The organism is Microbacterium sp. LB12, from assembly GCF_037150835.1.
Taxonomy (GTDB): Bacteria; Actinomycetota; Actinomycetes; order Actinomycetales; family Microbacteriaceae; genus Microbacterium.
In genome coordinates this window covers 1-13,512 of sequence record NZ_JBBCPF010000003.1, presented here as the reverse complement: position 1 = coordinate 13,512, position 13,512 = coordinate 1, and the positions used below count along the sequence as shown (strand labels likewise).

Sequence of the window (13,512 nt, the reverse complement as noted above, 5' to 3'; positions counted from 1 at the left end):
GGAGCCGCTCCCGACGGTCAGCGGGTCGTGGCTGCTGCCGCCCGCCCGGCCGCTCGTCCGGAGAAGAGACAGCCGCCGAGGAAGGTGCCTTCGAGCGCTCGATATCCGTGCACGCCACCACCTCCGAAGCCGCTCGCCTCTCCCGCGGCATAGAGCCCGGGGATCACAACCCCGTCCGCGTTGAGGGCGCGTCCGTCGAGGTCGGTGTTGATGCCGCCGAGCGACTTCCTCGTCAGAACATGCAGCTTCACCGCCACGAGCGGTCCTGCCGCAGGATCCTGCAGACGGTGCGGGGCCGCGGTCCGGATGAGCTTGTCGCCCCGGTAGCTGCGCATCGATCGGAGCATCCCGATCTGAGCATCCTTCGTGAAGTCGTTGTCCATCTCACGGTCGCGTGCGATCACCTCACGACGCACGTTGTCGATGTCGAGGAGCTCACCGCCGGAGTGCTTCTGCATCTGATCGAGCAGTGACTCGAGGTCGTTCTCGACGATGAAGTCCTCGCCCTCGTCGAGGAAGGATTGCACGGGACCCGTCGGCCCCTTCGCGAGGCGTGACTTGAGCAGCAGCCCGACGTCCTTGCCGGTGAGATCGGGGTTCTGCTCGCTTCCGGAGAGGGCGAACTCCTTCTCCACGATCTGCCGCGACGTGACGAACCAGGAGTGGTCGTGCCCGGTGGTACGGAGGTGCTCCAGCGTCCCCAGAGTGTCGAAACCCGGGAAGAGCGGCACCGGAAGTCGCTTCCCGGTCGCGTCGAGCCAGAGCGACGAAGGCCCGGGCAGGATGCGGATGCCGTGGGACGGCCACACCGGGTCCCAGTTCGTGATGCCCTCGACGTAGTGCCACATCCGGTCGCCGTTGATCAGCCGGGCGCCTGCGGCCTCGCTCACGCCGTGCATCGAGCCATCCACGTACGCAGGAACCCCGGTGAGCATGTGCTTCGGCGGGGTGCCGAGGCGCGACGGCCAGGCGGCGCGCACGAGCTCATGGTTGCCGCCGATGCCTCCCGAGGACACGATCGTCGCGGTCGCCGAGATCTCGAACTCTCCGATGACGTCGCGGGAGGACTGCACCCCGCGCGCCGCCCCGCTCGTGTCGAGGATGCTGCCCCGGGCTCCCGTGACGGTGCCGTCCGTCACGGTCAGCGCGGTGACGCGGTGTCGGGGGAGGACGGTGAGGCGGCCCTCACGCTCGCCCTGCTCGACCGCGGCCGCGAACGGTGCGACGATGCCCGGACCCGTACCCCAGGTGATGTGGAAGCGCGGGACCGAGTTGCCGGGTCCGATCGCGCCGTATCCGCCTCGTTCCGCCCATCCGACCACGGGGAAGAAACCGACCCCGCGCTCACGTAGCCAGGAGCGTTTCTCACCGGCGGCGAACTGGAGGTACGCCTCGGCCCAGCGCCGCGGCCACTCATCCTCCGGACGATCGAAGCCGGCGTTGCCGAACCAGTCCTGCGTGGCGAGCTCCAGCGAGTCCCTGATCCCGAGTCGTCGCTGTTCCGGGGAGTCGATGAAGAACAGCCCCCCGAACGACCACCATGCCTGACCGCCGAGGTTCGTGCGAGGCTCCTGATCTAACAGGATGACTCGGTTGCCGGCATCGAGCGCTTCTGCGGCGGCGACCAGACCGGCCAACCCCCATCCGATCACCAGGACATCTGCGGACAGGGGTTTTATCGTCATGAGTTCTCCGTTGATTCCTGACGTGTGCGGGTCTCGATGGTGGGGCGACCACCGGGCGCGGTGCCGATCCCCGAAGGCTCGAATGTGTTCACCATGGCATAGGCGGCGCGCTCCAGGTAGTCCCAGAGCGTCGATTCGTGCAGGGGAGACAACTGGGCCTCGTCCACGGCGATCCTCATGTGACGAAGCCAACGATCGCGCGCGTCCGCGTCGATGTGGAAGGGCATGTGCCGCATCCGGAGGCGCGGGTGGCCGCGGGTCTCACCGTACGTGGTCGGACCACCCCAGTACTGCTCCAGGAACATGCGGAGGCGATCCTCCGCCGGTCCGAGATCCTCCTCGGGGTACATCGGCTTCATGACGGGGTCGAGTGCGACCTCGCGATAGAACACGGAGACGATCTTCGCGAAGGTCTCGTGACCGCCGATCTCGTCGTAGAACGTCACTTCTGAGGGCTCCCGTCGTCATCGTTCGTCTTCTTGCGACGCCAGATCCCGCGGTCCGGGATCACCGGGACGCCGGTGACGGCGTTGGGTCGGGTCTTCGGCGGGTTGGCGCCGCGGACGCGCCGGGCTCCGTCGAGTCCGGTCGGGACGACCTCCGCCATGCTCGGGACGCCGATCTCCTTCTCGAGGAGCGCGGCACGCAGACGGCGACGCAACTCCTGCGCCACGTCGTCCTTGGCATTGGCGCGGGCCTTGATCACGATGCGGACCACGAGCGCGTCGCCCCCGATGGACTCCAGGCCCCACAGCTCGGGCTTCTCGACGATGCGGGTGCGCCACTTCGGGTCCTTCGCGAGTCCCTGAGCGGTCTCGAGCATGATGTGCTCGACCTGTTCGAGATCGGAGTCGGCGGGCACACCCAGATCGATGATCGAGCGCGCCCAGCCCTGCGACATGTTGCCGATGCGGGTGACCTCGCCGTTGCGCACGTACCAGAGCGTGCCGTTGACATCACGCACCTGGGTGATGCGCACGCTGACGTACTCGACCACACCGCTCGCGAGACCGAGGTCGACCACGTCGCCGATGCCGATCTGGTCTTCCGCGACCAGGAACATACCGTTCAGCACGTCCTTGACGATGTTCTGCGCGCCGAAGCCGAGGCCGGCGCCCACCGCTGCGGTGAGCAGCGTGAGCGATCCGAGGAGGCTCGAGTCGAGGGCGTTGACGATCAGGACGATCGCGATGACCACGAGCATCACGTTCACGATGTTCTGCAGGATCGTTCCGAGCGTGCGCGTGCGCTGCACCAGTCGCATGTCGGCCAGGGGCGAGCGTTCCAGGGCCTGCGTGTCGTCGACCGAGGCTTTGCTCTTCGCACTGTCCACGATGCGATGCACGACGCGTCGGATGACCAGGCGCAGGATGAGCCCGATCACGACGCAGCTCGCGATGATGAGCGCGACCGCGAGGACCTTCATGCCGGCCAGGCCGAGCCAGGTGAGAAGGTCGGTCACCCATTCGGGGAGCGGGGTCTCCACGGGATCAACGGGAACATCGAGAGGGAGGATCATCACCCCCGATCCTAGCGATCGGGCCTCTGCGCGGGCTGGAAGCGCCGCAGGCAGAGGCCCGATCGGGAGTGTCGCGTGCTCAGTCCTCGGCGTCGCGGGCCTGCGCGGCGAGGGCGCGCTCGACGTCCGCAAGGTTCTCGAGCACGAGGCGGCGCAGCGCCGGAGCAGCATCCTGGTGGGCGGAGAGCCACCCGCGCGTCGCGTCACGCAGCGCGACGTCTGCGAGAGCGGTCGGGAACAGACCGACGATCAGGTACTGCGCGATCTGGTACGTGCGCGTCTCCCAGACAGGGAGGAGCATGTCGAAGTACTGCGGAACGAACTCGGCGAGCACCGCGGCGCCGGCCGGGTGCACGAATCCGAGCGCTGCCGAGCGCACGATCGTGTTCGGGGCGTCGTCGCGCTCGACGAGCGAGGCCCACGCCGCCTTCTTGGAGGCCGCGTCGGGAAGCGACGCCCGGGCCTGCGCCGCGAACTCACCACCCTTGGCGGTGTTGTCGGCAGCGAGTGCGGCATCGATCGTGGCCGCGTCGGTCGCGCCGATCGTGGCGAGTCCGACGAGGAGCTGCCAGTTCAGGTCCGCATCGATCTCGAGCCCGGGAAGGGTGTCCTCACCGGAGCGGAGTCGACCGATGATCCCGGCGTGCTCCGGTGTGACCAGTGCACTCGCGAACGCGGTCACGAACTGCAGCTGGCTGTCGCTGCCCGGCTCCGCCGCCTCGGCGAGTGCCCACAGCCCGTCGGCGACCTTGAGGCGGGCCGCCTGTCGATCGGCGGGTGCGACGTACAGCGTCGCCGCGGTCCGTAGCTGCGCGAGCGTCGTGCGCACGGTCGTCGACTCGGTCTCGCGACCGATGTTCCCCAGCACGAGGTCGAGGTACGCCGACGCGGCGGTCTCGGCGTCGCGGGTCTGATCCCACGCAGCTCCCCACACCAGCGAGCGGGCGAGCGGGTCGTGGATGTCTGCGAGGTGAGCGATCGCGGTCGCGAGGGACTTCTCGTCGAGACGGATCTTCGCGTAGGCGAGGTCGTTGTCGTTGAGGAGCACGAGGTCAGGGCGGGGGAGGCCCTGGAGCTCCGGGACCTCGGTGCGGTCGCCGTCGACGTCGACCTCGAGGTAGTGCGACCGCGTCAGCGAGCCGTCGGTCAGCGTGTAGAAGCCGATTCCGAGGCGGTGCGGCCGGATGGTCGGGTAGTCGGCCGGGGCCGTCTGGGTGATGGCGAAGCGCGAGATCGTGCCGTCGTGGCTCTCCGCGATGACCGGCTCGAGAGTGTTGACGCCCGCGGTCTCCAGCCACTTCTTCGACCAAGTGCTGAGGTCACGGCCGCTCGTGGCCTCGAGCTCCGAGAGCAGGTCGCTCAGCTCGGTGTTGCCCCAGGAGTGCTTCTGGAAGTACTGCGACACCCCGGCGAAGAACGCCTCGATGCCGACCCAGGCGGCGAGCTGCTTGAGCACCGAGCCGCCCTTGGCGTAGGTGATGCCGTCGAAGTTCACCTGGACGTCTTCGAGGTCGTTGATCTCGGCGACGATCGGGTGGGTGGAGGGGAGCTGATCCTGGCGGTAGGCCCAGGTCTTCTCCATCGCGTTGAACGTGGTCCACGCCTCGGTCCACTCGGTGGCCTCGGCGGTGGCGATGGTCGACGCCCACTCGGCGAACGACTCGTTCAACCACAGGTCGTTCCACCACTTCATGGTCACGAGGTCGCCGAACCACATGTGCGCGAGCTCGTGCAGGATCGTGACGACGCGACGCTCCTTGACGGCATCGGTCACCTTGCTGCGGAACACGTACGTCTCGGTGAAGGTGACCGCTCCGGCGTTCTCCATCGCCCCGGCATTGAACTCCGGGACGAAGAGCTGGTCGTACTTCGCGAACGGGTAGGGCACGCCGAACTTCGACTCGAAGTACGCGAAGCCCTCCCGGGTCTTGTCGAAGATGTAGTCGGCGTCGAGGTGCTGCCACAGGCTCTTGCGGCCGTACACCCCGAGCGGCACGACGCGACCGGACGCGCTCGTCAGCTCCGAGAACGTGGACTCGTAGGGGCCTGCGACGAGAGCCGTGATGTACGAGGAGATGCGCGGGGTCGGCTCGAAGCCCCAGGTGGCGGTGACATCGTCGTCGTGCACGATGGGCTCGGGCGTGGGGGAGTTCGAGATGACCTTCCACGCGGCCGGCGCCGTGACGGTGAACTGGAACGTCGCCTTGAGATCGGGCTGCTCGAACACGGCGAACACGCGACGCGAGTCGGGCACCTCGAACTGCGAGTACAGGTACACCTCGCCGTCGACGGGATCGACGAAGCGGTGCAGGCCCTCGCCCGTGTTGGTGTAGAGGCAGTCGGCGTCGACGACGAGCACGTTCTCCGCCTGCAGCCCGGTCAGTGCGATCCGGGAGTCTGCGAAGACCTCGTTCGGGTCGAGCTGCTCGCCGTTGAGTGAGATCTCCCGAACGTCGCGAGCGATGAGATCGATGAAGGTGAAGCCCTCCGGCGTCGCGGTGAAGCGCACCACGCTGCGGGAGCCGAAGATCTCGGCGCCCTTGGTGAGGTCGAGGGCGACTTCATAGGACTGCGTGTCGATGACGTCGCGACGCTCCTGCGCTTCGACACGGGTGAGGTTCTCTCCAGGCACAGCTGTACTCCCAGGGGTGAGGGGATGTCACCGAGGCTGGGCGCAGTTGGCGCCGACGGCAACCCTGACAGCCTACGCCAGAGAGGAAGTCGACCTCACGCCGTCGATGTCGACGAATGTGACGGCGACCGACGGACGCCCGATCGTCACCGAGGTGGAAGGATGGAGGGGTGACTGCGATCGAGCCGAATGTCGTTCCCTTTGCCTCGCCTGCTGCTTCCGGGGGTGCGCCCTATGTGACCACCCCGGTCGCCTACGATGCGATCCTCCTCGCCGGGTTCGGCGGACCGGAGGGACAGGAGGATGTGATCCCGTTCCTGCGGAACGTCACCCGTGGCCGCGGTATCCCCGATGAGCGCCTCGAGGAGGTCGCGCACCACTACCGGCACTTCGGGGGTGTGAGCCCGATCAACGGGCAGAACCGCGTACTGAAGGAAGCGCTCGAGAACGCTCTCGCCGAGCGGGGCATCGACCTTCCCGTGTACTGGGGCAACCGCAACTGGAGCCCGTATCTCGAAGAGGTCGTCACGGAGGCGTCCGCGCAGGGCCACAACACACTGCTCGCCTTCGCCACCAGCGCCTACAGCTCCTTCTCCAGCTGCCGCCAGTACCGGGAGGACTTCGCGCGCATTCTCGAGGAGACCGGGCTGGGCGAGACCGTCACGATCGACAAGATCCGTCCGTTCTACGATCACCCCGGCTTCGTCGAGGCGTTCGAGAGCGGCGTGCGTGCCGCGATCGAGGGCTTCCTCGCCGAGGGCATCGCGGCCTCCGACATCGAGATCCTCTTCTCGACCCACAGCATCCCGACCGCCGATGCGGAGCGCTCCGGTGCCCGCGACATCGACTGGGGTGAGGGAGGTGCCTACGCCGCACAGCACCTCGCCGTGGCCGCCTGGGTCATGGATCGCGTGCGCGAATCCGTCCCCGCGGCGGCCGACGTCTCGTGGGAGCTCGTCTACCAGTCGCGCTCCGGGCCCGCTTCGCAGCCCTGGCTCGAGCCGGACGTGTGCGAGGTGATCGGGGAGCTTCCCGACCGGGGACGCAAGGCCGTGGCCGTTGTCCCGGTCGGGTTCATGAGCGACCACATGGAGGTTCTGTGGGACCTCGACACCGAGGCCGCGGAGGCCGCGGAGGAGGCGGGACTCGCCTTCACGCGGACGCCCACGCCCGGTGTGTCGCCGTCGTTCGTGGCCGGCATCGTCGATCTGATCGAAGAGCGCCTGCAGGGACGCCCCAACGAGGAGCGCCCGCATGTCACCGCGCTCCCCGGTGGATTCGACGTCTGCCGTCCCGGATGCTGCGAGAACATCCGCGCGGGCTTCAAGCCCGCGGCCGCCGGCATCGCTCCGTGACATCACGATGAACGGCGCGCGCTTCTAGGATGGGAGCCATGCGCATCCACATCGCCACCGACCACGCGGGACTCGACTTCTCCACGCAACTGCAGGGCCACCTGCGTGACGCGGGACATGAGGTCGTCGATCACGGGCCGATCGAGTACGACGCGGTCGACGATTACCCTGCGTTCTGCATCCGAGCGGCGCAGGCCGTCGTCGCCGACCAGCGGGCGGGTGTCGAAGCGCTCGGAATCGTGTTCGGCGGCTCCGGGAACGGCGAGCAGATCGCCGCGAACAAGGTCGAAGGCGTTCGTGCGGCGTTGGTCTGGAACCTGTCGACCGCGGAGCTCGCCCGTGAACACAACGATGCCAACGTGATCTCCATCGGAGCACGGCAGCACACCTACGACGAGGTGACGTCGTTGATCGACCGCTTCATCGCGACGCCGTTCTCCGGCGATGAGCGTCACGTACGTCGTATCGGCCAGATCGCGGACTTCGAGCGCGACGGCTCGCTGCTGCCGGATCCCCGGGCCTGACATGCCCGAGGGCCATTCCGTTCATCGGATCGCACGGCAGTTCGATCGCAACTTCATCGGCAAGACCCTGAGCGCTTCCAGCCCGCAGGGCCGGTTCGCCGAGGGTGCGGCGGTGCTCGACGGTCGAGCAGCCGTGAGCGTGCAGGCCGTGGGGAAGCAGATGTTCCTCGAGACGGAGGGTGACCTCTGGCTTCGCGTGCATCTGGGGCTCTACGGGGCCTGGGACTTCGCCGGCGAGATCCTGGTCGATCCGACCATCGCCTCGGCGAACGGGCGGATGGGGCAGACCAATCAGCGCGGCACGGTCCTCGACGAGCCGATCCTGGACGACGCGGGGGAGAACTCCCTGGCGTCGATCGGCGCGCCGCGGCGCACGCGCGTGCATGTGCGCATGTCGGAGCAGACGAAGGGTCTCGCCGACGAGGGGATGGAGTGGCCGCCGCCTGTCGTCGGCCAGGTGCGCCTCCGGTTGATGACCGACATCACCGCGGCTGATCTGCGTGGGCCCACGGCCTGTGTGCTGCAGACACCTGAGGAGATGCTGGCGACGGTCGCGAAACTCGGACCCGACCCGCTCGTGGGAGACCCGGTCGAGAACGAGGAGCGCTTCGTTCGGGCGGTGCGGAAGAAGCCGACGGTGATCGCCCTGCTCCTGATGGACCAGGCGGTCGTGAGCGGCATCGGCAACGTCTATCGTGCCGAGATGCTGTTCCGACAGCGTCTGAACCCCCACACGCCGGGCCGGGACGTGCCCGAAGACGTCGTCCGCGCGCTCTGGCACGACTGGGTCCGACTGCTGGCTGTGGGCGTCGAAACCGGTCAGATGATGACGATGGACGGTCTGACCGGGGAGGATTACCGCGCGGCGATGGCCAATCGCGACGATCGCCATTGGGTGTATCACCGCGCCGGACTGCCGTGTCGCATCTGTGGCACCGAGATCGCGCTCGAGGAGATCGGCGCCCGCAAGCTCTACTGGTGTCCGCGCTGTCAGGCGTGAGCGCGCGGCGACCGGCAGCCGCCGTCCTAGGCTGATCCCATGCGACAGAATCCCAGTTTCACGCTGGCCGACGTGCCCGAGATGCGCCGCGTGATCGACGCGAATCCGTGGGCGACGATCATGAGTGCCGGCGACGACGGGCTCGTCGCGTCGCACTATGCGGTGCTGCTCGACGAGGCCCGCGACGATCTCACGATCGTCGGGCACGTCGGACGGCCGGACGATCTCATCCACGGCATGGGCGATCGCGAGATGCTCGTCGTGTTCCAAGGCCCGCACGGCTACGTCTCTCCCGGGTGGTACGGCGATGTCCCGGCGGTGCCGACGTGGAACTACACGGCAGTGCACCTCGCGGGCGTGCCGGAGATCCTGAGCGCAGAGGAGAACCTCGTCGTGCTGGATCGACTGGTCGCACGATTCGAGTCGCACATGTCGGAGCCCAGGCTCATGTGGGAGCGCCCGAACGACCCCGCCTACGTGGAGCGCCTCGCATCGGGGACGGTCGGTTTCCGACTGACGCCCACGCGTGTTGTGGCGAAGCGCAAGCTCAGCCAGAACAAGCCCGCCGAGACGCTCGAGACCGTCATCGCCGAGCTCGACGGAGACGGTCCGTACGCGAACCCCGCGCTGGCGGCAGAGATGCGGCGGGCACAGAACGCACGCACAGGAGGACGGCGTTGATCCAACGCGAAACCGGAATCGACGCCGTCAGAGCCGTGCGCATCGCGGGCCCGGGACGCGAGTTCCTGATCGATGACGAGCCCGTCGACATCCTCCTCGCGGACGGCCGCATCGCCGACATCGCGCCGACCGGTGCGCTGTCACTCCGGGGCGAAGTCCTCGACGCGGACGGCGACTGGGCGATCCCGGGGCTGTGGGACAACCACGTCCACACCGTGCAGTGGGCTCTCGCGGCGGAACGTGTTCCCCTCGGGAGCGCGGATTCCGCGGTCGCCGCCGCGCGAACAATGGGTGAGGCTCCGATCCTTCCGGACGGTCGACGCGTCGGCAGCGGCTACCGTGACGCCCTCTGGCCGGACCGGCCGACGCTCGACCTTCTGGACAGCGCCACCGGGACGGTGCCGACCTACCTGATCAACGCCGATGTGCACAGCGTGTGGCTGAACTCCGCCGCGCTCGCCCGCGAGGGCTTCCGTGCGGACGACGGTGTCCTGCGCGAACAGGACGCATTCGAGATCTCTCGGCGTCTGAACGCGGTGGATCCGGCCCACAGCGACCGGGCGGTGATCCGCGCGGGGGAGGCGGCAGCGGCGCGCGGCATCACCGGGCTGGTCGACTTCGACATGGCCTGGAACGCCGAGTCGTGGCCGCGCCGCGTTGCCACGGGCTTTTCCTCGCACCGCGTCGAGTTCGCGGTGTACCCGTTCGATCTCGACCGTGCCATCGCCGAAGGACTGCGCACCGGGGAGCCCTTCGCGGCGGATGCGGCGGGCGGTGCGCTCGTGCATGTCGGATCGCTGAAGGTGATCACCGACGGATCACTGGGTACGAGGACAGCCGCCTGCTCGCATGCGTATCCCGGCGACCCGGACAACTACGGCATGTTGACCGTTCCCTCCGACGAGCTCGTCGACCTGCTCACACGCGCGACAGGCGCCGGGCTGGCGGCGGCGGTGCACGCGATCGGGGATCGGGCGCTCACGTCGGCACTCGATGCTTTCACGACCACCGGGGCCACCGGATCGATCGAGCACGCACAGCTCGTCCGCCATGCCGACCTCGCGCGCTTCGCCCGGCTCGGTGTGATCGCGAGCGTCCAGCCGCAGCACGCCCTCGACGATCGCGACCTCGTGGAGCATCACTGGGCAGGTCAAACCGCGATCGAGTATCCGCTCGCCGCGCTGCGGGATGCGGGTGCCGAACTCCGCTTCGGTTCCGACGCTCCCGTCGCGCCGCTCGACCCCTGGCATGCCATCGCGGCCGCGGTGCTGCGGACAGACGACGATCGGTCACCGTGGCACCCGGAGGAGAGGCTCAGCGTGGAACAGGCTCTCCAGGCGAGCGTGCGGACGTCGCTTCGCCCGGGGTCTCCCGCCGACATCGTGGTGTGCGGCCCGGATCCGCTCGCGGCAGACGGCGACGTCCTTCGGCGGATGCCGGTTTCCGCGACACTTCTGGGCGGACGTCTCACCCATATCGCCTAGCTCAGGTACGACGAAGGGCCGGTGCTCCGATGGTGGAGAACCGGCCCTTCGACTGTGGTGGTCAGGCGGCGATGTGCGAGACCAGGAACCAGCGGTCCTTCTCGAGACCGCGCTGGATCTCGATCGCGACGTCCTGGCTGGTCAGGTCGACCTCGTCGAGTCCCTCGACGGCGGCCTTGACGTCGACCAGGATCGCGTCGATGTCGGCGATCACGGCGCGGATCAGCTCGTCCGACTGGGTGAAGCCCGCCGGGACGGTGGTCGCGCCGGCCTTCTCCGCGACGGCGCTCACGCGGGCGTCGATAGGAAGCCCCAGCGCGACGATGCGCTCGGCGGCGGTGTCGGCGAAGTCACCGGCGTGCGCGACGATCGTGTCGAGAAGCTCGTGGACGCCGACGAAGTTGGCTCCGCGAACGTGCCAGTGCGCCTGCTTGCCGTTGACGGTGAGCGCCTGGAGACCGAGGACGACAGGGGAGAGGAACTGGGCCGCCCCTGCAGCCACGGTCGGGTCGATGGCGGTGGTGGAAACGGTCTGTGCCTTGCTCATCTTGTTCTCCTCCGGATCGGATTCTCGTATCTGATGAAGACAACGCTACTCCGGCTCAGACATTCCGCAAGCAAGCTGAGGCTCGGCTCACTTCCGCGTGATTCCGCGGCAGCAAGGGTAGTCTCGCCTCATGAGCATCGCCTCCGGAGCATCCGTCCTCGCCCTCCCGAACAAGGCCCCGTCGATCGATGCAACCGCTTTCGTGGCAGATGGCGCGCGCATCGTCGGAGACGTCTCCCTCGCTGCCGGTTCCAGCGTCTGGTACAACGCGGTGCTCCGTGGGGACTCCGCGGCCATCGTCGTCGGCCCGGGGTCCAACGTGCAGGACAACGTCTCGGTCCATGTCGATTCCGGACACCCCGTGGTCATCGGCGCGAAGGTCTCGATCGGCCACAATGCCGTCGTGCATGGCTGCACAGTCGGCGACGGCAGCCTGATCGGCATGGGGGCGGTGATCCTCAGCGGGGCCGTGATCGGCCCGGGATGCCTGATCGCCGGGGGAGCGGTCGTGCTCGGCGGGGCGGAGATCCCTGCGGGTTCCCTGGTCGCCGGCGTCCCCGCGAAGGTCAGACGCTCGCTCAGCGAGGACGAGCGGGCGGGACTGATCCGCAACGCGGACATCTACCTCGGACACCTCCAGACGCACGCCGCTGCGACGGCGGTCTGAACACATCCACCGATAGGCTGGGGTACGTACGGGGCGGTGGCCAAGCTGGTTAAGGCAGTGGGCTCATAACCCAACGATCGCGGGTTCAAGTCCCGCCCGCCCTACTCGCTCGATGAACGCTTCAACTCCCTGATCAGCCCGGCGAAGTCCGGATAGATCGCGGCGGCATCCAGGCCGGCGGTCTCTTCGAGATGGGTCCGTAGTGCCGTCTTGAAACCTGCCGGGAGATGGATCGTCACGAACGGCACGTATCCGCGCAGATCCGAGGGGATGCCCTCGACTTCGTCGGGATGCCGCTCGAACGGCACGGGAACCCCGAGGAATGACGTCGCGTTCGCGATCTCCGTGGTGTTCCAATCCTGTCCGAAGTACTCGGAGTACAGTTCGGCCACCGGGGTCGTGACGATGCTGGAGGCCCCCAGCAGGAAGCCCGCTCGTTGCGCGCGCATCCGCTCATTGCCCGCCGCCGGCGGGAACCAGGGCCACATCGAGGTGCCCGTGCCCCAGTCGAACTCGCGTCTGATCGACTCGGTCGTCCAGTCGTGCCAGAACAGCTCCGCGCTGTCGGTCATCAGGTCACGGCCATTCTGATCGAGCGCCCAGACGACGACGCGCGCGGGGGCGGACTCCAACTGCTCGTCGGATTCGACGGCGAACCAGCTCGCCACGTTCGGGTCACGACTCACATCGAGAAGGCGGGTCGGTGCGCCGTTGTGCTGCAGGCGGGACAGGAATCCCATCGCGGGAGCGGTGGGAATCCCCCAGCGGGCGGCGGACGCGAAAGCGCGCTTCTCGTATCCGACCAGGTTCTCCTCAGTGGCGGGGACCTTCTCGTTCTCTCGCAGGTGACGATGCAACGAACTCTGCACCGCCCACTCCGCATTCTGCTGGCCGCGCCACACCAGCCGGTACCCGCTGTAGTTCGATTGGATGGTCGCGACGACCCGCAGATACTCCTCGACGGTCCGCACTGTGACCGCGTGCTTCCCGAAGAACGCCTGTGGGCTGTTCCGCCTCCGGGCTGTGGGCGGCGCGGGCTTCTGCTCCTCGTCCAACTCGACGTCGGGGTAGAGCTTCGGATCGGAGGAGGCATTCGCGGCCGCGTTCGCCGAGAAGTCGAGGAGCTCCCGGAAAGTGCTCTGCGCGCGAGAACCGGTCTCCATGGCGCGCTCCCACTCGGCGGGCAGCACCGTGGCGCCTCTCGCCAACTGCTCCTGGATCTCCGAGGGATACTGCGCTGCGATGCGGCGGAGCACATGCTCGATGGCTGGCGAGTCGCGTCTTCCACCGCGCGGGTTGGTGCGCGCCGCAGCGGCCGCTGCACGATCGGAGAGAAGGCGGAGCGAGTCGTCGACCGACTTCGATGGCCTGCTCCGACCGCGACCGCGCGATTGCCCGTCCCTGTCTTCCGTCACGGC

Annotated in this window: 12 protein-coding genes and 1 tRNA gene; 7 read left to right on the top strand and 6 right to left on the bottom strand. The window is 67.9% G+C overall.

The window, feature by feature from the left end:
* Positions 1 to 17: 17 nt before the first annotated feature.
* From WFM69_RS07035 to pepN, 4 genes are all read right to left on the bottom strand, one after another.
* Positions 18 to 1,685, bottom strand: a complete 1,668-nt coding sequence (locus tag WFM69_RS07035; protein ID WP_337003074.1) for an FAD-binding dehydrogenase — start codon at positions 1,683 to 1,685, stop codon at positions 18 to 20.
* Positions 1,682 to 2,131: a globin gene (locus tag WFM69_RS07030; protein WP_337003072.1), complete on the bottom strand. Its 450-nt coding sequence runs from the start codon at positions 2,129 to 2,131 to the stop codon at positions 1,682 to 1,684. The genes WFM69_RS07035 and WFM69_RS07030 overlap by 4 nt, the downstream gene beginning before the upstream one ends.
* A complete protein-coding gene (locus WFM69_RS07025; RefSeq protein ID WP_337003070.1) occupies positions 2,128 to 3,204 on the bottom strand; it encodes a mechanosensitive ion channel family protein in 1,077 nt (358 codons plus the stop codon). Before WFM69_RS07025 ends, WFM69_RS07030 begins: the two co-directional genes overlap by 4 nt.
* Before the next feature lie 79 nt (positions 3,205 to 3,283).
* On the bottom strand, positions 3,284 to 5,836 hold the full coding sequence (pepN, locus tag WFM69_RS07020; RefSeq protein WP_337003068.1) for an aminopeptidase N: 2,553 nt from the start codon (positions 5,834 to 5,836) through the stop codon (positions 3,284 to 3,286).
* 170 nt (positions 5,837 to 6,006) lie between these two features.
* Here pepN and WFM69_RS07015 point away from each other — a divergent pair, with 170 nt between their 5' ends.
* From WFM69_RS07015 to WFM69_RS06995, 5 genes are read left to right on the top strand one after another with little or no spacing between them, the layout of a single operon-like run.
* Positions 6,007 to 7,191, top strand: coding sequence for a ferrochelatase (locus WFM69_RS07015; protein WP_337003066.1), 1,185 nt, complete (start codon positions 6,007 to 6,009; stop codon positions 7,189 to 7,191).
* Between the two features lie 38 nt (positions 7,192 to 7,229).
* Positions 7,230 to 7,715 carry a ribose-5-phosphate isomerase gene (locus tag WFM69_RS07010; protein ID WP_337003064.1) on the top strand — a complete coding sequence of 162 codons (486 nt, stop codon included), beginning with the start codon at positions 7,230 to 7,232 and terminating at the stop codon, positions 7,713 to 7,715.
* Position 7,716: 1 nt separating this feature from the next.
* Entirely contained in the window at positions 7,717 to 8,715 is a 999-nt protein-coding gene (locus WFM69_RS07005) for an Fpg/Nei family DNA glycosylase (RefSeq protein WP_337003062.1), read from the top strand.
* 39 nt (positions 8,716 to 8,754) lie between these two features.
* Positions 8,755 to 9,396, top strand: coding sequence for an FMN-binding negative transcriptional regulator (locus WFM69_RS07000; protein WP_337003061.1), 642 nt, complete (start codon positions 8,755 to 8,757; stop codon positions 9,394 to 9,396).
* Positions 9,393 to 10,880: an amidohydrolase gene (locus tag WFM69_RS06995; RefSeq protein WP_442928440.1), complete on the top strand. Its 1,488-nt coding sequence runs from the start codon at positions 9,393 to 9,395 to the stop codon at positions 10,878 to 10,880. Before WFM69_RS07000 ends, WFM69_RS06995 begins: the two co-directional genes overlap by 4 nt.
* Before the next feature lie 61 nt (positions 10,881 to 10,941).
* On the opposite strand, the gene WFM69_RS06990 is transcribed toward WFM69_RS06995, so the two are convergent.
* Positions 10,942 to 11,427, bottom strand: coding sequence for a Dps family protein (locus WFM69_RS06990; RefSeq protein ID WP_029263436.1), 486 nt, complete (start codon positions 11,425 to 11,427; stop codon positions 10,942 to 10,944).
* Positions 11,428 to 11,557: 130 nt separating this feature from the next.
* On the opposite strand from WFM69_RS06990, the gene WFM69_RS06985 reads away from it, so the two are divergent.
* Together WFM69_RS06985 and WFM69_RS06980 are read left to right on the top strand one after the other, a co-directional pair.
* Entirely contained in the window at positions 11,558 to 12,094 is a 537-nt protein-coding gene (locus WFM69_RS06985) for a gamma carbonic anhydrase family protein (protein ID WP_337003060.1), read from the top strand.
* Between the two features lie 30 nt (positions 12,095 to 12,124).
* Positions 12,125 to 12,198 (top strand) — tRNA-Ile (locus WFM69_RS06980).
* Here WFM69_RS06980 and WFM69_RS06975 read toward each other — a convergent pair.
* Positions 12,196 to 13,512 (bottom strand): FRG domain-containing protein (locus WFM69_RS06975; RefSeq protein ID WP_337003059.1); only part of this gene is annotated, 1,317 nt, incomplete at its 5' end. The genes WFM69_RS06980 and WFM69_RS06975 overlap by 3 nt on opposite strands.